A 21,368-nucleotide genomic window follows, 5' to 3' on the forward strand; every position below is an offset into this window, starting at 1 on the left:
GGCTCTCCCGGCGACCGTAATCTACCATCCGGTCGTTTGGTAGATGGCGCACCAGAGGAGGCCGCCCATGGAGCGTGTGGGGCCCGGCCCGGTCCTCGTCGCCAACCGCGGTGAGGTCGCCGTACGCATCGTGCGTGCCTGCCGTGAGCTGGGGCTGCGCTCGATCGCGATCTACACCGACATGGACGCGGGCTCGCTCCCCACGCGGGTGGCCGACGCCGCGGTGCGCGTGACGTCGTACCTCGACGTCGACGCCGTGGTCGGCGCGGCGCTCACCCACGGGGCGCGGGCCGTGCACCCGGGCTACGGCCTGCTCGCCGAGGACGCGCGGTTCGCGCGGGCCGTCACCGACGCCGGCCTGGTGTTCGTCGGTCCGCCCGCGGAGGTGGTGGCGGCCATGGGCGACAAGATCCGTGCTCGCGCGCTGGCCCGGGAGTGCGATGTGCCGGTGCTCGAGGGCACCGACGGGCCGGTGGACGCCGACCTCGCGCGCGTCGCCGGCGCGGAGATCGGCTTCCCGGTTCTGGTCAAGGCCGCGCACGGCGGAGGCGGTCGCGGCATGCGCGTCGTCGCAGGCCCCGACGAGCTCGACGGCGCCCTCGCGGCGGCCGAGCGCGAGGCGGCCGCCGCCTTCGGGCGGGGCGAGGTGTTCCTCGAGCGTCACGTCGCCCGTGCGCGTCACGTCGAGGTGCAGGTCCTCGCCGACCACCACGGCGCCGTCGCCGTCCTCGGCGACCGCGACTGCACCGTGCAGCGCCGCCACCAGAAGCTGCTCGAGGAGGCGCCCGCCCCCGACCTGCCCGACGCCGTGCGCACCGAGCTGCACGCGGCCGCCCGGCGGCTCGCGACGGCCGTCGGTTATCGCGGCGCGGGCACCGTGGAGTTCCTGGTCGACCGCGACACCGGCGCCCTGGCGTTCCTCGAGATGAACACCCGGCTGCAGGTCGAGCACGGGGTCACCGAGATGGTCACGGGCATCGACGTCGTGGTCGCCCAGCTCCGGATCGCGGACGGGGAGCCGCTCGACGAGGTCCTCGGGAGCGCGGGCGTGGTGCGGGGCCACGCGGTCCAGGCCCGGATCGCGGCCGAGGACCCGTGGGAGGGCTTCCGCCCGGCGCCCGGGCGGGTCGCGGCGCTGACGCTGCCGTCCGGTCCCTGGGTGCGCTGCGACCTGGGCGTCGAGGCCGGGGACGCGGTGCCCGGGGTGTACGACTCGCTGCTCGGCAAGGTGCACGCCTGGGGTCCGGACCGCGCGACCGCGTGCGCGCGCCTGGCCGCCGCGCTCGACGACCTCGTCCTCACCGGCGTGCCCACCACCGCGCCCTACCTGCGCGCGGTGCTCGACCGCCCCGACCACGCCGCGATGGAGCACGACACCGGCAGCGTCGAGCGGGACTGGGCGCCGGAGGCCACGGCCCGACCGACGCTCGCGCCGACCGAGGAGCCCGCCACCGCCCGCGCCGTCCACCTCGCCACCGACCGCGGCCCGCTGGCGCTGCGCGTCCCCCGCCACCGCGCGGGCGCGACGGGAACCGCCGCCGCGGTGGCATCCCGCCCGGAGCGCAGCGGACCGGCGACGGAGTCGACGCCGACCGGAGACCCGGTGGCGCCGATGGACGCGACCGTCGTCGAGGTCGTCGTCGCGCCCGGCGACGACGTCGCCGCCGGCGCGGTGCTCGTCGTGCTGGAGGCGATGAAGATGGAGCTCCCGGTCCGGGCGTCCCGGGCGACCCGCGTGGACGTCGTGCACGTCGCGGCCGGCGACCGCGTCACGGCCGGGGACGCGCTCGTGGGGATGTCGGCGCCCGGTTCCGGGTGATCAACGGGGAGTTCGCGCGCGTAGAAGCAGCGAACCGCCCGTTCGTTGCGTCGGGGAGGTGCCCGTCAGGCCCCGACGGCCGCGCCGCGCGCCACGAGGGCGTCGGCGGTGGCGACGCCGTGCACCGCCATGGCCGCGAGCTGGGCGGCGATCTCCTCAGGAGTGGAAGGCCCGTCGGCCCGGAACCAGCGGTAGACCCAGTTCGTCGAGCCGAGGATGGACAGCCCGGCCACCCGGGGGTCGACGTCCGGACGGGCCAGGCCCTCGCCCTGGGCCTCGGCGACGAGGTCGCGGAAGACGCCCTGGTAGGCGTGGCCGCTGCCGAGGATCTCCTCGCGGCGCGCCGTCGGCAGCGCTTCGAGCTCGTGCAGGAACACCGCCGTCGGCACCAGGTTGCGGCAGGCGTGCTCGACGTGGGCGCGGATCGTGCGCTCGAGGCGGTCCAGGGGGTCGCCCTCGGAGGCGGCCGCGGTGCGCACCACGGCGTAGCCCTCCCGGTGCACCTCGCTGATCACCTCGAAGAGCAGGTCCTCCTTGGACTGGATGTAGTAGTAGAGGCTGCCCTTGAGCATCCCGAGGCGGTCGGCGATGTCCTGCAGCGAGGCGCCGTCGTAGCCCTTCTCGTAGAACACCTGGGTGGCCACCTCGAGCAGCTGCGCCCAGCGTTCCTCGCGGGGCTTGCGCTCCCCGGCGGCCCGGCGCTCGCTGCGCCCCGCCGGGCGGCGGTCCTGTGCCATGGTCTGCTCCCTGGTCGAGACGCCACGTCGACGCCTCGGTGCGCCCGACCACCATACGGTCGGTAGGTTGCCCGGAGCAGCTCACCCCGCCGTGCGGCTCACCCCGCCGTCAGGTGGCGACGCGACAGTCGCGGCGCCTCGGTGATCCCCCGGTCGGTCAGGTCGGCCGCGATCCTCTCGCGCAGCGCCCCCTTCTGGATCTTCGTCCCGGACATGGGCCAGGAGTCGACGAACTCGACGTAGCGCGGCGCCTTGTACGTCGCGAGCGCCTCCAGGCAGTGGTCGACGAGCTCACGACCGAGCACGTCGCGGTCCGCGCCCCGGAACGCCGGCGCCAGCTCGACGAACGCGGCGGCGACCTCGCCCAGACGGGTGTCGGGGGCGGCGACCACGGCCACGACCCCGACCGCGGGGTGCTCGGCGAGACGTCCCTCCACCTCGGCCGCCGCGACGTTCTCCCCGCCGACCTTGAGCATGTCCTTGAGCCGGCTGACGAACGTGAACCGGCCGGCGGCGTCGCGGCGCACGAGGTCGCCGGTGTGGAACCAGCCGTCGGCGTCGATGCGCTCGGCCGTGGTCCCGGGATCCCCGTGGTAGTACGCCATCCGCGAGACGCCGCGGTGCAGGAACTCGCCGACCTCGCCCGGCGCGCACTCCCGGCCGGTCTCGGGGTCGCGGACCGTCGCCTCCATCCCGGCCAGCGGCACCCCGCTCGTGCCCGCCCGCGCCTCGGGCGGGTCGTCCACCAAGCCCACGCAGCAGAACCCGGCGGACTCCGTCCCCCCCAGACAGGAGATCTGCACCGCGGTCGGCAGCCTCGCCTGCATCGCGGCCATCCGCTCGGCCGGCCCGACGTTGATCACCGTGCGCAGGTCCGGCACCGCCGCCGGCACGAACTCCGGGTGGTCCAGCACCGGCAGCCAGATCGTGTCGAACGCCGGGAACGCGACGGTGGCGCGCTCCTCGACGAGCTGCCGCCAGGCGACGTCCGGGGCGAACGCGCCGACGTGCACGAGCGTGCAGGCCGCCGCGAGCGAGCCCATGAGCAGGTCGATCCCGCCGCAGTGGTGCAGCGGCAGCGGGGTCCAGAACCTGTCGTCCGGTGTCAGGCGCAGCCGCTCGACGAGGTTCTCCCCGAGCGCGGCGTAGGCGGCGTGCGTGTGGACGCAGCCGCGCGGGCGCGAGGTCGTCCCGGAGGTGTAGAGCAGGATCATCGGGTCGTCCGGGGCGACGTCCACGGCGGGCGCGTCGGCCGGGTCCCCGGCCAGCTCGGCGGGCGTCACGGCTCCCCCGCCGGCGAGCCCGAGGAGCTCGGGGGACGCCACCACCACGGCGGGGTCCGCGTCGTCGCGCAGCCACGCCACCTCGTCGGGCGTGCCGCGGTGGTTGACCGGCGTGGGTACCGCGCCGAGCATCGCCGCCGCCAGCGTGCCCACCACGGCGTCCAGCCCACCGGGCAGCACGAGCAGCACGCGGTCGCCCCGGCGCACCCCGCGGGCGCGCAGTCCGGCCGCCCAGGACCGAGCCGATTCCCGGACCGCGGGCCAGGTCGCCCGCTCGGTGGGGAAGACGACCTCGCGCGTCGGCGACCGCTCCGCCGCGTCGTCGAGCAGGTCGGGCAGGGTGCGCCGCACCCTCACGCCGGCACCTCCTGCCCCGGCATCGTCACCGTGCCGCCGAGGGCCTCGACCAGCGTGATCGGGTCGAAGTGCTCGGCGAACCACGTGATCACCCCGCCGCGCACCTGGAACCGGGCGATGTAGGAGTTCCGGTAGGGCCGATCGGTGGTGAGGATGCGCGCGTCGCTGGCGTACTGCGCGACGATCGAGCCCGGGTCGTCGGCCAGCGCGTCGAGCCGGTAGTCGTGGAAGCCCAGCGGCGTGATCACCGCGGGCAGGCCGACGAAGAACGCCGTGACGTCGTCCTTGCCCTCGACCCGCCGCGGGAACCCCGGCGGGGCGTAGGGCAGGTCCATGACGACGTCGGCGGCGAACGTCTCCCCGAGCGCGTCGAGGTCGAGGGCCCCCACCGCGTCGAGGTAGCGCCGCACGACCTCCGTGGCGTCGCGGCTCATGCCCCGAACCCCTCCATCTGCGGGGCCGTCAACGGCGAGATCACGCGGCTGGCGATCTTCCAGCCGGCCGCCGTGCGCCGGTAGGTGTCGACGTTCAGGGCCGCCGCCCTGATCGACGCCCCGCCCGTCGTGCGCCCCTCGGCGAGCACGTAGTTGGTGCCGTGCGCGTGGTCGTCGTCGTCGAACTCGACGACGTGGTTGGTCATGATGTGGAACTGCTCGGACATCGACCCGGCGTCGCGCTCGAAGAACGCGAGGACCTGGTCGCGGCCCTCGTAGCGGTCCAGCCCCACGCCCGTCGCGTCCCACACCGCGTCGTCGGTGTAGGCCGACAGCGCCTCCTTGGGGTCGAAACGGTCCAGCCCCCGCGCGTAGAGACACGTCGCCTGGACGATCTCGGCGCGGTCGTCGGCGTTCGGCATCGGTGCCCCCGTCAGTCGTAGATGATCACGCCGCGCACGTTCTTGCCGTCGTGCATGTCGCGGAACGCCTGGTTGATGTCGTCGAGCGTGTAGGTGCGGGTGATCAGCTCGTCGAGCTTCAGCTCGCCGCGCAGGTAGAGGTCGGCGAGCAGCGGTACGTCGGTGCGGCTCGTGGTCGTGCCGTAGAGGGAGCCCTGCAGCCGCTTGCCGGACATGGCGAACGTGAACAGGTCGAACGGCACGTCGCGCTGCAGCACGGGGGCGGCGCCGGTCAGCACCATCGTGCCGCCGCGCCGCGTCATCTCCTGTGCGGGGTTCATGAGGTCGCCGGTGACCACGCCGACGGTGATGATCACGCGGTCGGCGCCCTGGCCGTTCGTCAGTCCCTCGACGATCTGCCCGGCCTCCTCGTAGTCCTTCGCGACGTGGGTGGCGCCGAACTCGACGGCCTTCTCGCGCTTGAACGGCGCGGGGTCGACGGCGACGACGTGGCGGGCGCCCTTGTGCCGCGCACCCTGCAGCGCGTTCATCCCGACGCCGCCGGTGCCGACCACCACGACCGTGTCGCCGAGCTCGATCTCGGCGGCGTACACCGACGAGCCCCAGCCCGTCGGCACCCCGCACCCGATGAGCGCGGCCTTGTCCAGCGGCATCTCCTCGGGGATCGGGACCACGGCGTCGAGCGGGGCGACGACGTAGGGCGCGAACGTCCCGAGGTAGGACATGCACCCCACACCCTGCCCCCGCGCGTGCACCCGGTGCGTGCCGTCGGGCGCGACGCCGGCGAGCACGCCGGCGCCCAGCTCGCACATGTTCGACTTGCCCTTGACGCACATCCGGCAGCGCCCGCACGACGGCAGGAACGACAGGACGACGTGGTCGCCGGGCTTCACCGCCGTCACACCCGGGCCGATCTCCTCGACGATCCCGGCGCCCTCGTGCCCGCCGAGCACCGGCGACCACGGCAGCGGGATGTCGCCGGTGTCGAGGTGGTCGTCGGAGTGGCAGACGCCCGACGCCGCCAGCTTGATCAGCGCCTCGTGGGCCTTCGGCGGGTCGAGCTCGATCTCCTCGACGCTCCACCCCGACCGGGTGCCGGGCTCCCAGAGCAGGGCTCCTCGTGTCTTCACTGGTCACTCCACTCGTCGGGGGGCGCTCACTTGATCGCCGCGCCGGCGTCGACGGGCAGCGTCGCGCCGGTGATGTAGCGGGCCTCGTCGGACAGCAGGAACAGCACGGCGTTCGCGACGTCGACGGACTCGATCCACGGGATCTCGAGCGCGTTGAGCGACGTGAACCCGGCGATCGCCTTCTCCTGCGTGGGCTCCGGGTCGCCGGGCGCGAACATCCCCCACGTCCCCGGGTTCTGGATCATGTGCGTGTCGACGTTCGTCGGGTGCACCGTGTTGACGCGGACGCGGTGGGGCGCGAGCTCGTTGGCGAGGTTGCGCATCAGGCCGACGATCCCGTGCTTGGCCGAGACGTAGTGGCCGACCTGCTGGATGCCCTTGAAGCCGCCGATCGAGCTGGTGAACACCATCGCCCCGCCGCGATCACCCTCGATGAGCTGCGGGATCGCGGCCTTGGCGGTGTGCCAGACACCGGTGAGGTTGACGTCGATCATGTCCTGCCACGTCGCCTCGTCGAGCTCCCACGCGCGCCCGTAGCTCGCGACGCCCGCGTTGGCGACGACGCCGTCGAGCCGCCCGAGCTCCGCGACGCCCGCGGCGACCGCCTCGTCCAGCGCCGCCTGGTCGCGGACGTCGGCGACGCGGGCGACCACCCGGCGGTCGAGCTTCTCGACCTCGACGACGGTCTGGTCGAGGTCCTCGCGCGTCGCCGGCGGGTACTTGCCGACGACGGTGTCGATCCCCGCGCAGAGGTCGACGGCGATGATGTCGGCACCCTCCTGCGCGAGCCGGACCGCGTGCGCGCGCCCCTGGCCACGCGCGGCCCCGGTGACGAGGACGACCTTGCCCTCCATGCGTCCGGTCACGGATCTTCCCTTCGTTGCGGGATGGGCTAGACCGAGCGTCCGCGCTCGCCCCAGTACGGGGCGCGCAGGTCGCGTTTGAGGATCTTGCCGGTGGGAGCCTTGGGCAGCTCGGGGACGAACTCCACCGAGCGCGGCTTCTGGTACGACGCGAGGTGCGCCCGGGCGGTCTCGACGATGTCGGACTCCGTCGCGCTCGTGCCCGGCTTGAGCACGACGAACGCCTTGACGCTCTCGCCCCACTCCTCGTCCGGGACACCGATGACCGCGCACTCCAGGACCGCCGGGTGGTGGTTGACGGCCTCCTCGACCTGCACCGAGTAGATGTTCTCGCCGCCCGAGATGATCATGTCCTTGGCGCGGTCGACGATGAACACGTAGCGGTCGGGGTCCCAGGTGGCGAGGTCGCCGGTCCACATCCAGCCGTCGCGCAGGGTGTCGGCGGTGAGGTCGGGGCGGTTCCAGTAGCCCGCCATGTTGGCCTCGGAGCGCACGACGATCTGGCCGACCGTGGCCCCGTCCGTCGGCACCGGACGGCCGTCGACGTCGACGACCCGCACCGACGTCACGAAGCCCTCGCGCCCGCACGACTGCAGCCGCTCGGGGTGGACCCCGTTGACCGCGGCGTGGTGGTCCTCCTGGGAGAGGAAGCACATCGTCGTGCCCTCGGTCTGCCCGTAGCCCTGGATCAGCGTGCACGGGAAGGCCTGCAGCGCGTTCTTGACCACCGCCGACGGCATCGGCCCGCCGCCGTACTGGATGTTGCGCAGGCTCGCGATGTCGTAGCCCGAGAAGCCGGGCACGGCCATCATCCAGTTGAGCATCGTGGTGATGCCGAGGAACGCCGAGACGCGCTCCGCCTCGATGATCTCCAGGGACCGCTTCGCCTCGAAGTTCATGAGCACCAGCGGGCAGCCGTGGCGCATGTAGTTCATCGAGAGCACCACCGGGATGTGGTACATCTGCCCGGTCAGCATGTAGACGTCGGTCGGGACGATGCGCTCGGCGACGGTCTGGTTGAGCATCCCGAACGACGCGCTGCGGTGCGTGTGCAGTGCGCCCTTCGAGGCCCCCGTGGTGCCGCCGGTGTAGAGGATGAAGAACGGGTCGTCGTCACCGACGCTCGCCGAGTCGGTCGGCTCGTCGTCCGACGACGCGGCCAGCAGGTCCTCGTACGACCCGTCGCCGCCCGGCCCGTACGACAGCCAGTGCTCGACGTCCACCTGCGTCGCGAGCTCGCGCCCGGCGTCGGCCCACTCCCCCGCGACGACGATCGCGCGCGGCGCCCCGTCGGCGACGATGCGGGACAGCTCGCCCACCCCGAGACGCCAGTTCAGCGGCTGCACGACGAGCCCCGCGCGCCCGGCCGCGTAGTAGATCTCCTGGAACTCGGTCGAGTTCTTGGCGAGCACGGCCACGCGGTCGCCACGGTGCAGCGCCAGGCCGTCGGGTCGCGGCCCGCGCAGGCCGTTGGCGAGGCGGCGGACGCGCTCGTCGAGCTCGGCCCAGGTGGTGCGGCGCTCGGTCGTGGTGTCGACGACGGCGTCGCCGCGCGGGGTCAGCGCCGCCCACTTCTCGGGGATGCGGCCGATGTTGACCATGGTCAGTAGGGGAGGTCGAGGTAGACGTACCGGTCCGCGATGAACCAGGCGCCGTCCCGGTGGACGAGCTGGTCGCGGTACCAGCCGCTGGACAGCACCCGGATCGCGCCGTCCTCGATCGAGAGCAGCGTCAGGTTCGTGACCGCGATGGCCTCGTCGTCGGTGTCCTTCTCGAACCAGAGGTTCGACAGGTTGTGCCGGCGCTGGTCGGTCTGCGCGGCCATCGAGTCGGCGTGCAGCGCGCGGATCGCCGCCCGGCCCTCGAACGGGCCGACCAGGTCGCCGTCGCGCCCGATGCGCAGGCTCATGCGCGCGTCCTCGGTGAAGCAGGACGCGATGAGGTCGGGGTCGGCCTCGTCGTAGCCCCAGGAGGCCTTGCCGAGGAGGTTCTCGATGTGGGGGCGTGCGGTCATGGTCGTTCCTCCGCTGCGGGCGTGAACTGGAGGTGCAGGCTGCTCGGGGCTCGGGTGAACACCCCGGCTTCGGGCGGCGGGGTGCCGTCGGCGAAGCGGATGTCGTTCATCGCGTCGAGGAGGTCGTTGACCCCGACCTCGATCTCGAACAGCGACAGCAGGGCCCCGACGCAGAAGTGGCGCCCGAGGCAGAAGGCGAGGTGGTCGGCCGCGGCGGAGAAGGCGCGCGACCCGTCGAGGTCCGCGCGCAGGACGTCGAACACCTCGGGCCGGTCGAAGCGGCGGTCGTCGCGGTTGGCCGCGCCGATGAGGCAGGTGACCGTACGGCCCGCCTCGACGATCCCGCCCGAGAGCGCCACGTCCTCCGCGGGCTGCCGCATGATCATGTGCACCGGCGGCGACCAGCGCAGCGTCTCGGCGAACGCGGCGGGGATCAGGGAGCGGTCGGCGCGCACGGCCTCGAGCTGCGCGGGGTGGGCGACGAGGTTGGCCATCAGGCTCGTGACGGCCTTGTCGGTGGTCTCGCCGCCGGCGGTCAGCAGCAGGCTGCAGAACGCCTTGATCTCCTCGTCGGTCATCGACTCGCCGTCGATCTCGGCCGCGCAGAGCGTGGAGAGCAGGTCGTCGCCCGGGTTCGCCCGGCGTTCCCGGATCGCCGGGATCATGTACTGCTCGAATTCGTCCTTGGTCCGCAGACCCTCCGCGGCCACGCCCTCGTCGCCGGCGAGGTTCCCGAGGAACCCCATGATCGACGTGTACCAGGCGTGGAAGCGGGCGTGGTCGGTGCGCGGGAGCCCGAGCATGTCGACGATGACGTTGATCGGGAAGCGCGTCGCGAAGGCGTCGACGAGGTCGACCCGACCCTCGTTCCGGAACGCGTCCACGAGCTCGCGCGAGTTGCGCCGGATCGTCGGCCCGAACTGCTCCTGCAGCGCCTTCCCGCGGAACGCCGGCGCCACCAGCGCGCGGTGCATGGAGTGCTCGCGGCCCTCCATCTGCAGGATCGTGCGCCCGTGCACCGGCTCGAGCTGCCAGGCGTAGTTCTCGCTCGTGAACACGGGCTCCTTGAACGCCCGCTGCACGTCGTCGTAGCGGCTGATCACGTACGTCTGCATCGCGTCGTGCCACACGAGCGGGAACTCGTCGCGGAGCAACCGGTAGGCCGCGTACGGGTCCCGGGCGAACTCCGCCGAGAGGATGTCCGGCGGTTCGAGCTGTTCCAGTCGAGCCGTCATGGGTCCCCCGACCTGCGCAGACGTCGATGTCGCGCTATCTACCGATCGTTTGGTACGCGTCGAGAGACTAGCATCACACCCCTTCGGGTCAAGGGGGATCGCGGCGGTCCGGGGTGCTCCGCGGCAGCCGAGATCACGGGCACCTCATGCACGCAGTTCGGCGGTCGAGCGTGCACAGCGCGCCCGTGATCTCCAGCGGGTCGGACGCCCGCGCCACGCTCAGGAGATCACGAGCGCCTCGTCCACGCGGTGCCCCACGCGAGGGTGGATGACGCGCCCGTGATCAACGTGAGCGCGCCGCGAGCTCGCGCCGGCGGGCGTCGACGGCAGCCCCGGTGCGCCGGACGAACTCGCCCGGGTTCCGGAACACGTCGTTCGACGTGATCGGGAGGATCGACCAGCCGCACGACGCGAAGTCGGCGGTGCGAGTGGCGTCGCGGAGCCACTGATCGCGGTCGGTGCGGTGGTGGTCGCCCTGGTACTCGCCCCCGAGCTTGCAGTCCTCCCACGCGAAGTCCAGGCGACCGACGAAGACCCCCCACGCGTCGTACACCCGGAGCTGCGGAGTCGGGGTCAGCCCCGCGCGGCGCATGAGGAGGCGGGCGAGGGTCTCCGGCCGCGACTCGGCCCGGGCGTCGGCGTCCGCGACGACGGCGGCGATCCTTCGGCCGCCGCGCGGGTTGTCCCGGGCGGCCGGGTAGACGAGCAGCTGCCCGGGATCGAGCCGGTACCGGTGCGCGAGCGCATCGACGGCGACGACGGCCTCGTCGTGGTCGAGCGTGCACGCGAGGTCGAACATGGTGCGCAGCGGCGAGGTCACCGTGACGCCGTCGAACAGCGTGACCTCCTCCTCGGTGAGGACGTCCTGCCGGAGTCGGACGCCGTCGCGGGGCCGCACGCGGCGACGTCCCACGACGAGCTCGACGAGCGCGTTCCGCGGCGCGCAGTCCGCGCCGAGGATGTCGGCGGCCGCATGACCGCCGACCACGGAGCCGGGCACGGCGAGCGCCGTCGCCGTCGCACGTCCCCGGAGATCGAGCACGGTGCCGGCAGCGACGTACGTGTCGTAGCCCAGGCGGTCGAAGGTGGGTCCGGCGAGCCGCCGCCAGGTGGTCACCCCGGCTCGGACGGCCGCGCTGCCGCGGAAGGGTGTCGAGAGGTCCATGCCTGGTTGGAGGGCCGCGGCGACCCGACGGTTCCCCTGCGCCGGGCGCAAGTCTCCAGAACGAAGATCACGGGCGCGTCATCGACCTCGCCGGCCATGCGAGAGGCGATGAGGTGCTGGTGATCACGCGCAGGAGGGCGAGCGGCCCGCCGGCGCGCGATCACCCCCGCAGCGGCGCGATCACCTGCTCCGCGAAGCGCAGCACGGGCTCGGTGGAGGCCGGGTTGCCGAAGTCCATGACGAAGTGGTCGACGCCGACCTCGACCTTCGCGGCGAGCTCCTCCACGAGCCGGGAGGAATCCTCGTCGCTCTCGGGCAGGGCACGCTCGAGCGTCACCGACACCTCGATCGCGTCCGGGTCGCGGCCGGCGCCCTCCGCCGCGCGCCGGACGATGTCGTAGCGGCGGACGAAGTCCTCCGTCTCCCCCTTGAACGGGCCGTTCCACATGTCGGCGAGCCGCCCGGCCAGGGGCAGCCCGATCTGCTCGCCGGCGGCGCCGACGCAGACCCGCGGCGGCGGGTCGGTCAGCGGCGGCGCCGCAGCGCCGTCGATGCGGTAGTGCCGGCCCTCGAAGGACGGCTCGACCTCGGTCCACATCCGCCGGCAGATCGTGATCGCCTCTTCCAGCTGCGCGAAGCGCACCGCGGGCCGGGGGAAGTCGTAGCCGTAGGCCTCGTACTCGGGCTCGCGCCAGCCGGCGCCGATGCCCAGCACGAAGCGCCCGCCGCTGAGGTACTGCAGGGTCGCCGCCATCTTCGCCAGCAGCGGCGGGTGGCGGTAGCCGACGCCGAGCACGTGGTGGCAGAGCTCGACGTCCTCGTGGCGCGCCGCGAGCCACGTCAGCGTCGTCCACGCCTCGAGGAACGGGTCGGACTTCTGGTCGAAGCCCCAGAAGTGGTCGGCGATCCACAGCGAGTCGAAGTGCGGCAGGGCCGTCGGGAGGATCGCGGTGTCCTGGTCCGCGGCGATGGGTCGGTGGTCGCTCCACCTGTTCCCGATCACCGGGGAGAGCCAGCCGAACTTGGGAGTGGTCGCCACCGGGGCATCATGCCGCTTGACCCCGACCCTGCGCCCTTGCCACGCTCTCGAACGGTCGTTTGGTAGACGGGAGGCCCCTCGTGGCGAAGTACGACGTCGTGGTCATCGGAGCCGGTGCGGCGGGGCTGACGGCGGCGTCGTTGCTCGCGGTCGAGGGCAAGAGCGTGTGCCTGCTCGAGCGCTCGCCGTACCTGGGCGGGCGTGGCATGGCGGTGCCGGACGAGGGGTTCACCGTCAACGTCGGCGGCCACCTCATCGAGGACCCGGGCTCCGGGCTGACGAAGGTCTTCGAGCACGTCGGCAAGACGCTGCAGCACGGCGAGGTCTCCGCCGAGATGCCCGTGTGGGACCACGAGAACAACCGCTGGGGCTCGATCCGGGACCGCTACTCGGGCAGCAAGGGCGAGCTCAAGAAGGTCATCAAGGCGCTGCTGAACACAGAGTGGGACGAGCTCGACCGCTGGGACGACCGGCCGCTGCGCCAATGGCTGCACCAGCACACCGACGACCAGGGCGTCGTCGACCTCTTCGAGTTCATCACCGTCCTCGAGTGCATGACCGACAACTGGTGGGACCACTCCGCCAGCGACAACCTCTTCGTCCGCAAAATGCACTTCGCCGAGCGGGGCACCGCGGCCTACTCCTGCTGGCCCGGCCAGGGCTGGGACGGCATGTGGGCCGACCTCGCCGACGCCTTCCGGGCCGCCGGCGGCGACCTGCGGCTCTCCACCCCCGTCGAGCGCGTCGTCATCGAGGACCGCCAGGTCAAGGGCGTCGCGATCGCCCGGCAGCCGCGCGTGCTGCCCAACGAGTTCTTCGAGGAGGAGATCCTCGAAGCCGACCACGTGATCTGCACGCTGCCCGTGTGGCACGTGCTCAACATCGTCGACGAGGGCGACCTCCCCGACTGGTACGCCGCCCAGATCAAGTTCCTCGCGCAGGACCAGTTCCGCATCTCCTGGCTCGGGCTCTACCTCGCCACCGAGGAGCCCGTCCACCAGTACGACCCGCGCGAGCTCTCCACGTGGCTGCGCACGCCGAACACGGCGCTGAGCGGCTTCATGTTCAACCAGACCGCGATGGACCCCTCCTGCTCGCCGGAGGGCACGCAGCTGCACGTCATGGGCGGGATCTTCCCCGGCGAGAAGGGCCGGGACCGCGCCTGGCTGCGGCAGCAGATGGAGCAGTTCGAGGCGGACATCACGGAGATGTGGCCGGGGTTCGCGAAGTCCGTCTGGCGTCGCAGGCACCTCGTCTTCGAGCCGAGCTTCGGCGTGATCCAGAAGCCCGGGCTCGTGGGCATGTACCGGCCGCACTGGCGCCCGCCGGGCACCGAGGGCCTGTGGTTCGCCGGCGAGACCTTCCGCAGCCGCGGCATCGGCACCGACCGCGCGGCGCGGGCCGCCGTCACCGTCGTCGAGGAGTACCTCGGCCGCCGCCTGTCGACCTTCGGCGACGGGTGGCGCTACTGATGGCGCGGCTCGGAACCCAAAAGAAGATCGAACTCGGCGTCCCCGGGCAGATCATGCCGCCGGCCGAGGCGGCGGTGAAGTTCGCGAAGCGCAGCGAGGACGAGGGCTTCGACGCCGTGTGGTGGCCCGACCACCTCATGGGCTGGCACCCCGACACCATGTGGACGCCGGACCTCACGCCGCTCGCGGACCTCCAGCCCAACCCCCACGTCTACTTCGACCCCGCGGTGATGATGGGCGTGGTCGGGGCGGCGACCGAGCGGATCAAGGTCGGCGTGTGCGTCACGGACCTCATCCGCCGCCACCCCGCGATGGCCGCCCAGACCGCGCTGACGCTGGACCACGTCACGAAGGGCCGCGCGATCATCGGGCTCGGGAGCGGCGAGCAGCTCAACGCGACGCCCTACGGGATGCCGTTCGACAAGCCCGTCGCCCGCCTCGACGAGGGCATCGACGTCATGCGCCTGCTCATGGACGCCGACGGCCCGGTCGACTTCGAGGGCCGTTTCCACCGTCTCGACAAGGCCGTCCTCGGCCTGCGCCCCTACGGCGAGAGTCCCCCGGAGATCTGGACCGCCGCCCACGGCCCGCGGATGCTGCGCCTGACCGGACGCAAGGCGGACGGCTGGCTGCCCACCAAGCTCGGCCCCGCCGAGTACGGCGACGCGCTGGCGACGATCCGCGGGGCGGCCGACGAAGCCGGCCGCGACGCCGACGCGATCACCCCGGGGATGCTCGGCTACGTCCTCATGGGCCCCGACGCCGAGACCGTGCAGCGGCTCACCGAGGCCCCGCTCGTCCGGGCGCTGTGCGTGCTGCTGCCCGCCCAGGTGTTCCGGGATCTCGGGGTCGAGGGCCCCTACCCGGACGGCTCCGGCTTCCACGACTTCATCCCCACGGCCATCGACCGGGCCGAGTCCCTGCGGATCATCGACGCGATCCCGCCCGCCGTGGTGCGCCACTACGCGTTCTGCGGGACGCCGGACGAGGTCGCCGAGCAGGTCGAGGAGTACGTCGAGAAAGGCCTGCGCCACCTCGTCATGTGGAACATCACCGCGTTCGGCGACCCGAGCCTGGCGCGCTGGTCGTTCGGCGCGATGTCCGAGCTGCGCAAGAGGCTCGCGCCGTGACGCCGCCGGCGGTCGAGCGCTACTTCGCCGCGATCAACGACGAGGACTGGGCGACGATCCGCGACGTCTTCGCCCCCGACGCCGTGCTGCAGAGCGTCGGGGCGCCCACCCGGACCGGGCGCGACGAGATCGCCGCGCACTTCCCGCGGGTGCTCGCCGCGCTGCCCGTGCACCACGACGAACCGACCCGGGTGGTCGTCGCCGGGACCGTCGTCCTCGTCGAGATCCACTTCAGCGGCCGGACCCCGGCGGGCGATCCCGTGGAGTTCGACGCCGTGGACGTCTTCGACCTCACCGACGACGGGACGCGGATCGCACGCCTCTCCACCTGGTACGACACGGCCGCCGTCGGCCGCATGGTGCGTGCCACGTGACCGTGCTGCGCGGGCTCGGCGTCACCCTGCCGGTCGACGAGGGCCTCACCGCCGGCCAGTACCTCGACCTCGCACGCCTCGCCGAGGAGCACGGCTACTCCGACGTCCTCGTCGGCGAGGTGGCCGGGCCCGAGGTGTTCTCCATGCTCGGGATGATCGCCGCGTCCACGTCCCGCATCCGGCTCGGCAGCGGGATCGTCGGCGTCTACCAGCGCACCGCCGTGCTCACCGCCATGGGCTTCACGACGCTCGCCTCGCTCGCCCCCGGCCGGGTGCTCGCCGGGCTGGGCGCCTCGAGTCCGATCATCGTCGAGCAGTGGCACGGCCTGGGGTTCGACGCCCCTCGCGCCCGGATCGAGGAGTACGTCGCCACGATGCGCACGATCTTCCGCGGCGAACGCACGGACGTCGACGGCGAGCACGTGCGCTCGCACGGCTTCCGTGCGGGACTCGGGCCCGTCGACGTCCCGATCGTGCTCGCCGCGATGAACCCGCGGATGCTGCGCCTCGCCGGCGCGATCGCCGACGTCGCGTTCCTGACCTGGACCCCGCCCGACGAGTACGGCCCGAAGATCGCCCTGGTCCGCGAGGGCGCGCGCGAGGCCGGCCGGGATCCCGACGAGGTCGGCATCGCCGCGTCCTTCTGGGCCTACGCGGGCGACCGCGTCGAGGAGGCGCGCGAGCGGATGCGCCGCTTCGTGCTGCAGTACGCGATGGTGCCCACGCACCGGCCGTCGTTCCGCGCGAGCCTCTCCGGTCTCGACCGCGCCGCCGACGCGTGGGCCGCCGGCGACCGGGAAGCGGCCCTGCGGGCGGTCGACGACGACGCCGTGGCCGCGATGTGCGCGCTCGGCACCGGCGACGACGTCGCCGCGCGCGTCGCCGCCCTGCGCGAGGCCGGGGTCGACCTGCCGATCGCCCTGACCCCCGGCGCCGTGCCGGGGGACGCCGAAGGCCCGGCGCAGACCATCGCCCGCGTGGCCGACGCCGCGGCGGTGCGGTCGTGATCCCGGAGACGCCTGCCCTGCCGGCCCTCCCGCCCGACGCCGGCGTCCTGCGGATGGACCACGTCGCCGTGGCCGTCGCCGACCCGCGCGAGGGCGCCGCCCTGTTCGGCGACACCCTCGGCGGGCGCTTCCTGTTCGGCGGCGACAACGACCACCAGGGCATCCGCGTCGCGCAGTTCGTCCTGCCCGGTGGGATGAAGATCGAGCTGATCTCGCCGCTGCGCGACGACGCCCCGGTCGCCCGGTTCCTCGAGAAGCGGGGCCCGGGCGTCCACCACATCACCCTGATCGTCGCCGACGTCGAGGTGGCCGTGGCCCGCCTCGAGGGCCACGGCTACGAGGTCGTCGACGTGGACGTCCGCAACCCCGCCTGGCGCGAGGCCTTCGTGCGGCCCCGCTCGGGCTGCGGCACCCTGCTCCAGCTCGCCGACACCACGCTGCGGTGGGACGAGCCCGCCGAGGGCATCACGCTCGAGGACGTGCTCGCCGGTCGCGTCGTCTTCACCGACGACGAACGGGCGGTGCTGCGGGAGGCCCCGAGCTGACCTACTCCCAGGTCTGGCGGCGCTTGTACTGCGCCATCACCTCGTGCGGGAGCGGTCCGTTCGTCGGCACCGGCAGGCCCTGCTGGCGGGCCCACAGCCGGGCCGCCTCGACCATGCCGTGCACGTTGCCCTGGCGTACGGGCTGGTCGTCGTCGTGCCGCTCGCGGGGAGCCGTGGGTTCGCGTCGCGCGTCGTCGGACATCGGTCCACCTCCGATGACATGGTCGTCACCGTCGTCGGGACATCACCGCCCCTGACGGGCGGCACCTCCGAGGTTACCCACGTCACACCGACCGTCGACCCCTCCCCGCGATTCGGAGGGGTGCGCTCGGACCTCTGCGGGCCCGACCAGGAGGACGACGGCACGACGCGACCGATGACTCGGGGCCGCGCCGTCCGTCCCCTCCCCATGAGCACCCGACCGATCGACCTCGCCCCCGCCGCGGCGCCGCTGGCCGCCCTCGTCACGGCCACGGACGACGACGGGCTGCGCGCACCGACCCCCTGCGCCGGCTGGGCGGTCGCCGACCTGCTCGACCATCTCGACGTTGTCGCCGGCGGGTTCGCCGCGCTGGCCCGCGGGGACGACGACCCCGCCCCGGGGACCGGCCCCTGGGAGGCCGGGCGGTGGGAGGTCGGGCGCCGGGAGGCGCTCGCGACCAGGATCGGGGCGATGGCCGACGCGTGGCGCGATCCCGCCGCGTGGGAGGGCACGGCCGGCGCACCCGACGGGCCGGAGCTCCCGCGTCCGACCTGGGCGCTCATCGGGCTCACCGAGCTCGTCGTGCACGCCTGGGATCTCGCCCGCGCCCTCGACCGTCCCGCCCCCGAGCTGCCCGACGAGACCCTGCGGGCGTGCCTCGACCACGTCCTCGTGTTCGTGCCGGGCGCGCCGCTCCCCGAGCTGTGGGGCGACCCCGTCACCCCCCGCGTCGACGCCGGGAGGCTCGACCGGATCGTCGCCGTCACGGGCCGCACCCCGTAGGAGCACCCCGGTCCCGACAGGTCCGGTACCTCCCGGCTGTCAGGATCACGGGGTGGACGTCGCGCTGAACATCGCGCTGGTGCTGGTGTTCGTGCTCGTGGGCGGGTTCTTCGCCGCGGCCGAGATCGCACTGGTGGCGCTGCGCCCGGGCCAGGTGAGCGCGCTGGGCGAGCGGGGCGGGCGCGGCCGGGCCGTCGCGAAGCTGCGCGGCGACTCGAACCGGTTCCTGTCCGCGGTCCAGATCGGCGTGACGTTCACCGGTTTCTTCGCCTCGAGCTACGGCGGCGCGACGATCGCGACCCGGCTCGAGCCGGTGCTCGCGGGCTGGGGCCTGCCGGTGGCGCTCGCGGCGACCGCCGCGCTGCTCGTCGTCACCGCGCTCGTGTCGTACCTGTCGCTGGTGGCCGGCGAGCTGGTGCCCAAGCGCCTGGCCCTGCAGCAGCCCGAGCGGGTGGCGCTGGTCGCGGCGCCGCTGCTCGACCGGCTGGCGACCCTGACCCGGCCGCTGATCTGGCTGCTCTCGCGCTCGACCAACGCGGTCGTCCGTGTGCTCGGGGTCGACCCTAAGGACCCCGGCGACGAGGTCAGCCAGGACGAGCTGCGCGACATGGTGCGCACCACGAGCACGCTCACCGACGCCGAGCGCCGCCTGCTCTCGGACGCCTTCGCGGTGACCGACCGCGTGATCAGCGAGGTCATGGTGCCGCGCACGGAGGTCGACTTCCTCTCCGCCGACGACACCGCCGCCGATGCCGTCGACCACGTCAGCGACCGCCCGCACTCCCGCTACCCCGTCACCGGCGAGTCGGTCGACGACGTCATCGGGTTCGTGCACGTCCGCGACCTGCTCACGGCCCGCCCGCGCCCGGACGGCACGCCGCCCGTGCTGCGCGACCTCGCCCGCCCCGTGACGGTGGTGCCCGGCGGGAAGCCGGTGCTCGACACCCTGACCCTGCTGCGCCGCGGGGGCGGGCACCTCGCGGTGGTGATCGACGAGTACGGCGGCACCGACGGGATCGTCACGGTCGAGGACCTCGTCGAGGAGATCGTCGGCGAGATCCAGGACGAGTACGACCCCGCGGTGCCGGTGCGCCCCCGCCACGAGGGCGCCTACGACGTCGACGGCCTGCTGCACCGCAGCGACGTCACCGAGCAGACCGGTCTCGAACTGCCCGACGGGCCCTACGACACCCTCGGCGGGTTCGTCCTGCACCGGCTGGGACGCACGCCCGAGGTCGGCGACGTCGTCGAGGCGCTCGGCCACCGGTTCGCGGTGGTGACCGTCGACGGCCACCGCGTGGAGCGGGTGCGCATCACCCCGCTGGTGAGCGACGCGACCGCCGAGCCCTAGACCTGCTCTAGATCTCCAGCCCCTTCGGCGGGCCGGCGAGGGCCTCCTTGAGCGCGCGGGCCGGACCGTCGGCGAGCACCTCCTCCTCGCCCGCGGCCACCGCGTCGAGGATCCGGTCGGCGACGTCGACGGCGGCGACCTTCGGGACGTCGAGGTGGGCGACCATGTCGGTGTCCATGAAGCCGAGGTGCACGCCGACCACCAGCGTGCCCTGGTCGCGCAGCTCGGCGCGGGCGGTGTTGGTGAACGACCACGCCGCCGCCTTGGTCGCCGAGTAGGCCCCGGCGCCGGGCATCGCCGCCCACGAGAGCGCGGACAGCACCGAGACGGTCGCGCCCCCGCCGCGCGCGGCGAGCACCGGGGCGAACGCCCGCAGCATCGCGACCGGGCCCCAGTAGTTGGTCTCCATCTCGGCGCGGGCACGCTCGGGATCGGCGGTGAGCAGCGAGCCGGCTCCGCTCACGCCGGCGTTGTTGACGAGCAGGTCGACGTCGTCGGCGCGCTCGGCGACCGCCCGGATCGACGCGAGGTCGGTGACGTCGAGGCGCAGCGGGAGGACGCGCGGGTCCTTGTGCGTGGCGGTGCGGGGATCGCGCGCGGCGGCGTAGACGGTGCCCGCGCCGCGCGCAAGCAGTCCCTCGACGAGCGCGGCGCCGAGCCCGCGGTTGGCCCCGGTCACGAGGGCGTTCGCTCCTGAAATGATCACTGGTCGATCCTCTCCACGATCGTGGCGTTCGCGGTGCCGCCGGCCTCGCACATGGTCTGGAGGCCGTAGCGCCCGCCGGTCTGCTCGAGCACCCCGAGCAGGGTGGTGGCCAGCCGGGCGCCGCTCGCGCCCAGCGGATGGCCGATGCTGATCGCACCGCCGTGGACGTTGACCTTCCGCGGGTCGGCGCCGGTCTCGGCGAGCCAGGCGAGGACCACCGACGCGAACGCCTCGTTCACCTCGAAGGCGTCGATGTCCCCGATCGCGAGGCCGGCGCGCGCGAGCACCTTCGCCGTCGCCGGGATGATGCCGGTGAGCATGAGGACCGGGTCGTCGCCGGTGACGGTCGCGGTGTGCACCCGGGCGCGTGGCGTCCAGCCGTGGGCGGCGGCGATCTCGGAGGTCGTGACGAGCAGGGCCGCGGCACCGTCGTTGTACGGGCTCGCGTTGCCGGCGGTGACCGTCCAGTCGATGTCACCGAAGCGCTCGGTCCAGCGGGGGTCGGCGAACGGCGTGCGCAGCGCCGCCAGCGCCTCGGCCGTCGTGCCCGGACGGATCGTCTCGTCGGTCTCGAGCTGACCGACCGACCCGTCGGCGCGCGTGGTCTTCAGCGGCGCGACCTCGCCGGCGAACCGCCCGTCGGCCCAGGCGCTCGCCGCGCGCTGGTGGCTCGTGAGAGCGAACTCGTCGAGCTGCCGGCGCGACAGGCCCCAGCGGCGCGCGATGAGCTCGGCGCTCACGCCCTGCGGGACGAGGCCCGGCGCGTAGCGGGCGCCGACCGACGGTCCCGCGACGTCCTGGCCGACGCCGTCCACCCGCGTCTGGCTGCCGATCGGGATGCGCGACATCGACTCGACGCCCGAGGCGATCGCGATGTCGTAGCCGCCCGCGACGACGCCCTGAGCCGCGAACGACAACGCCTGCTGGCTGGAGCCGCACTGGCGGTCGACCGTCACCCCCGGCACCGACTCGGGGAAGCCCGCGGCCAGCGCCGCGAACCGCGTCGTGTTGCCGCTCTGCTCGCCGACCTGCCCGACCGCGCCGCCCACGACGTCGTCGACCTCGGCGGGGTCCAGCCCCGTCCGCTCGACGAGCGACCGCAGCACGTGCGCGTGCAGGTCCACCGGGTGCACCCCGGCGTAGGCGCCGTCGGGCTTGCCCCGGCCCAGCGGGGTGCGCACGGCGTCGACGATGACCGCGTCCCTCATGGTTCCTCCTCGGTGTCGGACCGGTGACGGACCCGAAAGAATCGGACCACATGGTCCCGGACCGATCGGTCCCGATCCTGCGCCGGGTGGTG

At 73.4% G+C, this 21,368-nt stretch carries 22 protein-coding genes; 8 read left to right on the forward strand and 14 right to left on the reverse strand.

The features are described 5' to 3' along the window. Positions 1 to 67 precede the first annotated feature (67 nt). Complete coding sequence (locus OG774_RS14115) at positions 68 to 1,819, forward strand: acetyl/propionyl/methylcrotonyl-CoA carboxylase subunit alpha (RefSeq protein WP_328310416.1); 1,752 nt, start codon at positions 68 to 70, stop codon at positions 1,817 to 1,819. Positions 1,820 to 1,884: 65 nt separating this feature from the next. On the opposite strand, the gene OG774_RS14120 is transcribed toward OG774_RS14115, so the two are convergent. From OG774_RS14120 to OG774_RS14170, 11 genes are all read right to left on the reverse strand, one after another. Next, positions 1,885 to 2,556 carry a TetR/AcrR family transcriptional regulator gene (locus tag OG774_RS14120; RefSeq protein ID WP_328310418.1) on the reverse strand — a complete coding sequence of 224 codons (672 nt, stop codon included), beginning with the start codon at positions 2,554 to 2,556 and terminating at the stop codon, positions 1,885 to 1,887. Positions 2,557 to 2,654: 98 nt separating this feature from the next. Next, positions 2,655 to 4,196 carry a class I adenylate-forming enzyme family protein gene (locus tag OG774_RS14125; RefSeq protein WP_328310420.1) on the reverse strand — a complete coding sequence of 514 codons (1,542 nt, stop codon included), beginning with the start codon at positions 4,194 to 4,196 and terminating at the stop codon, positions 2,655 to 2,657. Then, the gene (locus OG774_RS14130) at positions 4,193 to 4,630 is read right to left on the reverse strand and encodes a nuclear transport factor 2 family protein (RefSeq protein WP_328310422.1); all 438 of its coding nucleotides are present in this window, start codon (positions 4,628 to 4,630) and stop codon (positions 4,193 to 4,195) included. The genes OG774_RS14125 and OG774_RS14130 overlap by 4 nt, the downstream gene beginning before the upstream one ends. After that, positions 4,627 to 5,052, reverse strand: a complete 426-nt coding sequence (locus OG774_RS14135; RefSeq protein ID WP_328310424.1) for a nuclear transport factor 2 family protein — start codon at positions 5,050 to 5,052, stop codon at positions 4,627 to 4,629. The genes OG774_RS14130 and OG774_RS14135 overlap by 4 nt, the downstream gene beginning before the upstream one ends. 11 nt (positions 5,053 to 5,063) lie before the next feature. After that, a complete protein-coding gene (locus OG774_RS14140; protein ID WP_328310429.1) occupies positions 5,064 to 6,182 on the reverse strand; it encodes an NDMA-dependent alcohol dehydrogenase in 1,119 nt (372 codons plus the stop codon). A gap of 26 nt (positions 6,183 to 6,208) precedes the next feature. Continuing rightward, a complete protein-coding gene (locus OG774_RS14145; RefSeq protein WP_328310431.1) occupies positions 6,209 to 7,048 on the reverse strand; it encodes a mycofactocin-coupled SDR family oxidoreductase in 840 nt (279 codons plus the stop codon). A gap of 26 nt (positions 7,049 to 7,074) precedes the next feature. Beyond that, a complete protein-coding gene (locus tag OG774_RS14150) occupies positions 7,075 to 8,646 on the reverse strand; it encodes an AMP-binding protein (RefSeq protein ID WP_328310433.1) in 1,572 nt (523 codons plus the stop codon). A gap of 2 nt (positions 8,647 to 8,648) precedes the next feature. Further along, entirely contained in the window at positions 8,649 to 9,059 is a 411-nt protein-coding gene (locus OG774_RS14155) for a nuclear transport factor 2 family protein (protein WP_328310435.1), read from the reverse strand. Beyond that, positions 9,056 to 10,294: a cytochrome P450 gene (locus OG774_RS14160; RefSeq protein ID WP_328310437.1), complete on the reverse strand. Its 1,239-nt coding sequence runs from the start codon at positions 10,292 to 10,294 to the stop codon at positions 9,056 to 9,058. The genes OG774_RS14155 and OG774_RS14160 overlap by 4 nt, the downstream gene beginning before the upstream one ends. A gap of 283 nt (positions 10,295 to 10,577) precedes the next feature. Further along, complete coding sequence (locus tag OG774_RS14165; RefSeq protein WP_328310439.1) at positions 10,578 to 11,459, reverse strand: endonuclease domain-containing protein; 882 nt, start codon at positions 11,457 to 11,459, stop codon at positions 10,578 to 10,580. Between the two features lie 160 nt (positions 11,460 to 11,619). Further along, positions 11,620 to 12,498 carry an LLM class flavin-dependent oxidoreductase gene (locus OG774_RS14170; RefSeq protein WP_328310441.1) on the reverse strand — a complete coding sequence of 293 codons (879 nt, stop codon included), beginning with the start codon at positions 12,496 to 12,498 and terminating at the stop codon, positions 11,620 to 11,622. 80 nt (positions 12,499 to 12,578) lie between these two features. Between OG774_RS14170 and OG774_RS14175 the strand changes: the two genes are divergently transcribed. The 5 genes from OG774_RS14175 to OG774_RS14195 are packed head-to-tail and all read left to right on the forward strand — an operon-like array spanning position 12,579 to position 17,026. Continuing rightward, the gene (locus OG774_RS14175; protein WP_328310443.1) at positions 12,579 to 13,970 is read left to right on the forward strand and encodes a phytoene desaturase family protein; all 1,392 of its coding nucleotides are present in this window, start codon (positions 12,579 to 12,581) and stop codon (positions 13,968 to 13,970) included. After that, the gene (locus tag OG774_RS14180) at positions 13,970 to 15,100 is read left to right on the forward strand and encodes an LLM class flavin-dependent oxidoreductase (protein WP_328310445.1); all 1,131 of its coding nucleotides are present in this window, start codon (positions 13,970 to 13,972) and stop codon (positions 15,098 to 15,100) included. Before OG774_RS14175 ends, OG774_RS14180 begins: the two co-directional genes overlap by 1 nt. Next, complete coding sequence (locus OG774_RS14185; RefSeq protein WP_328310447.1) at positions 15,097 to 15,474, forward strand: nuclear transport factor 2 family protein; 378 nt, start codon at positions 15,097 to 15,099, stop codon at positions 15,472 to 15,474. The genes OG774_RS14180 and OG774_RS14185 overlap by 4 nt, the downstream gene beginning before the upstream one ends. Next, on the forward strand, positions 15,471 to 16,481 hold the full coding sequence (locus OG774_RS14190; protein ID WP_328310449.1) for an LLM class flavin-dependent oxidoreductase: 1,011 nt from the start codon (positions 15,471 to 15,473) through the stop codon (positions 16,479 to 16,481). The genes OG774_RS14185 and OG774_RS14190 overlap by 4 nt, the downstream gene beginning before the upstream one ends. After that, positions 16,478 to 17,026, forward strand: a complete 549-nt coding sequence (locus OG774_RS14195; protein WP_328310451.1) for a VOC family protein — start codon at positions 16,478 to 16,480, stop codon at positions 17,024 to 17,026. Before OG774_RS14190 ends, OG774_RS14195 begins: the two co-directional genes overlap by 4 nt. Before the next feature lies 1 nt (position 17,027). Here OG774_RS14195 and OG774_RS14200 read toward each other — a convergent pair whose 3' ends face one another. Continuing rightward, positions 17,028 to 17,228 carry a hypothetical protein gene (locus tag OG774_RS14200; protein WP_274191171.1) on the reverse strand — a complete coding sequence of 67 codons (201 nt, stop codon included), beginning with the start codon at positions 17,226 to 17,228 and terminating at the stop codon, positions 17,028 to 17,030. Positions 17,229 to 17,435: 207 nt separating this feature from the next. Between OG774_RS14200 and OG774_RS14205 the strand changes: the two genes are divergently transcribed. Together OG774_RS14205 and OG774_RS14210 are read left to right on the forward strand one after the other, a co-directional pair. Beyond that, positions 17,436 to 18,011 carry a TIGR03086 family metal-binding protein gene (locus tag OG774_RS14205; RefSeq protein ID WP_328310455.1) on the forward strand — a complete coding sequence of 192 codons (576 nt, stop codon included), beginning with the start codon at positions 17,436 to 17,438 and terminating at the stop codon, positions 18,009 to 18,011. Between the two features lie 52 nt (positions 18,012 to 18,063). Further along, complete coding sequence (locus OG774_RS14210) at positions 18,064 to 19,362, forward strand: hemolysin family protein (protein ID WP_328310457.1); 1,299 nt, start codon at positions 18,064 to 18,066, stop codon at positions 19,360 to 19,362. A 7-nt stretch (positions 19,363 to 19,369) separates the two neighbouring features. Here OG774_RS14210 and OG774_RS14215 read toward each other — a convergent pair whose 3' ends face one another. Both OG774_RS14215 and OG774_RS14220 read right to left on the reverse strand, forming a co-directional pair. Further along, a complete protein-coding gene (locus OG774_RS14215) occupies positions 19,370 to 20,068 on the reverse strand; it encodes an SDR family oxidoreductase (RefSeq protein ID WP_328310459.1) in 699 nt (232 codons plus the stop codon). Then, the gene (locus tag OG774_RS14220; RefSeq protein WP_328310461.1) at positions 20,065 to 21,276 is read right to left on the reverse strand and encodes a thiolase family protein; all 1,212 of its coding nucleotides are present in this window, start codon (positions 21,274 to 21,276) and stop codon (positions 20,065 to 20,067) included. Before OG774_RS14220 ends, OG774_RS14215 begins: the two co-directional genes overlap by 4 nt. Positions 21,277 to 21,368: the final 92 nt, after the last annotated feature.

Origin of the sequence: Actinomycetospora sp. NBC_00405, assembly GCF_036044095.1 — a bacterium.
GTDB classification, from domain to species: Bacteria; Actinomycetota; Actinomycetes; order Mycobacteriales; family Pseudonocardiaceae; genus Actinomycetospora; species Actinomycetospora callitridis.

What these genes read in the sequence shown, in the direction of transcription:
- OG774_RS14115 (WP_328310416.1), top strand. Translation starts at nt 68, where the DNA reads ATGGAGCGTGTGGGGCCCGGCCCGGTCCTCGTCGCCAACCGCGGTGAG.
- OG774_RS14120 (WP_328310418.1), bottom strand. Translation starts at nt 2,556, where the DNA reads ATGGCACAGGACCGCCGCCCGGCGGGGCGCAGCGAGCGCCGGGCCGCC.
- OG774_RS14130 (WP_328310422.1), bottom strand. Translation starts at nt 4,630, where the DNA reads ATGAGCCGCGACGCCACGGAGGTCGTGCGGCGCTACCTCGACGCGGTG.
- OG774_RS14135 (WP_328310424.1), bottom strand. Translation starts at nt 5,052, where the DNA reads ATGCCGAACGCCGACGACCGCGCCGAGATCGTCCAGGCGACGTGTCTC.
- OG774_RS14150 (WP_328310433.1), bottom strand. Translation starts at nt 8,646, where the DNA reads ATGGTCAACATCGGCCGCATCCCCGAGAAGTGGGCGGCGCTGACCCCG.
- OG774_RS14155 (WP_328310435.1), bottom strand. Translation starts at nt 9,059, where the DNA reads ATGACCGCACGCCCCCACATCGAGAACCTCCTCGGCAAGGCCTCCTGG.
- OG774_RS14160 (WP_328310437.1), bottom strand. Translation starts at nt 10,294, where the DNA reads ATGACGGCTCGACTGGAACAGCTCGAACCGCCGGACATCCTCTCGGCG.
- OG774_RS14165 (WP_328310439.1), bottom strand. Translation starts at nt 11,459, where the DNA reads ATGGACCTCTCGACACCCTTCCGCGGCAGCGCGGCCGTCCGAGCCGGG.
- OG774_RS14180 (WP_328310445.1), top strand. Translation starts at nt 13,970, where the DNA reads ATGGCGCGGCTCGGAACCCAAAAGAAGATCGAACTCGGCGTCCCCGGG.
- OG774_RS14200 (WP_274191171.1), bottom strand. Translation starts at nt 17,228, where the DNA reads ATGTCCGACGACGCGCGACGCGAACCCACGGCTCCCCGCGAGCGGCAC.
- OG774_RS14205 (WP_328310455.1), top strand. Translation starts at nt 17,436, where the DNA reads ATGAGCACCCGACCGATCGACCTCGCCCCCGCCGCGGCGCCGCTGGCC.
- OG774_RS14220 (WP_328310461.1), bottom strand. Translation starts at nt 21,276, where the DNA reads ATGAGGGACGCGGTCATCGTCGACGCCGTGCGCACCCCGCTGGGCCGG.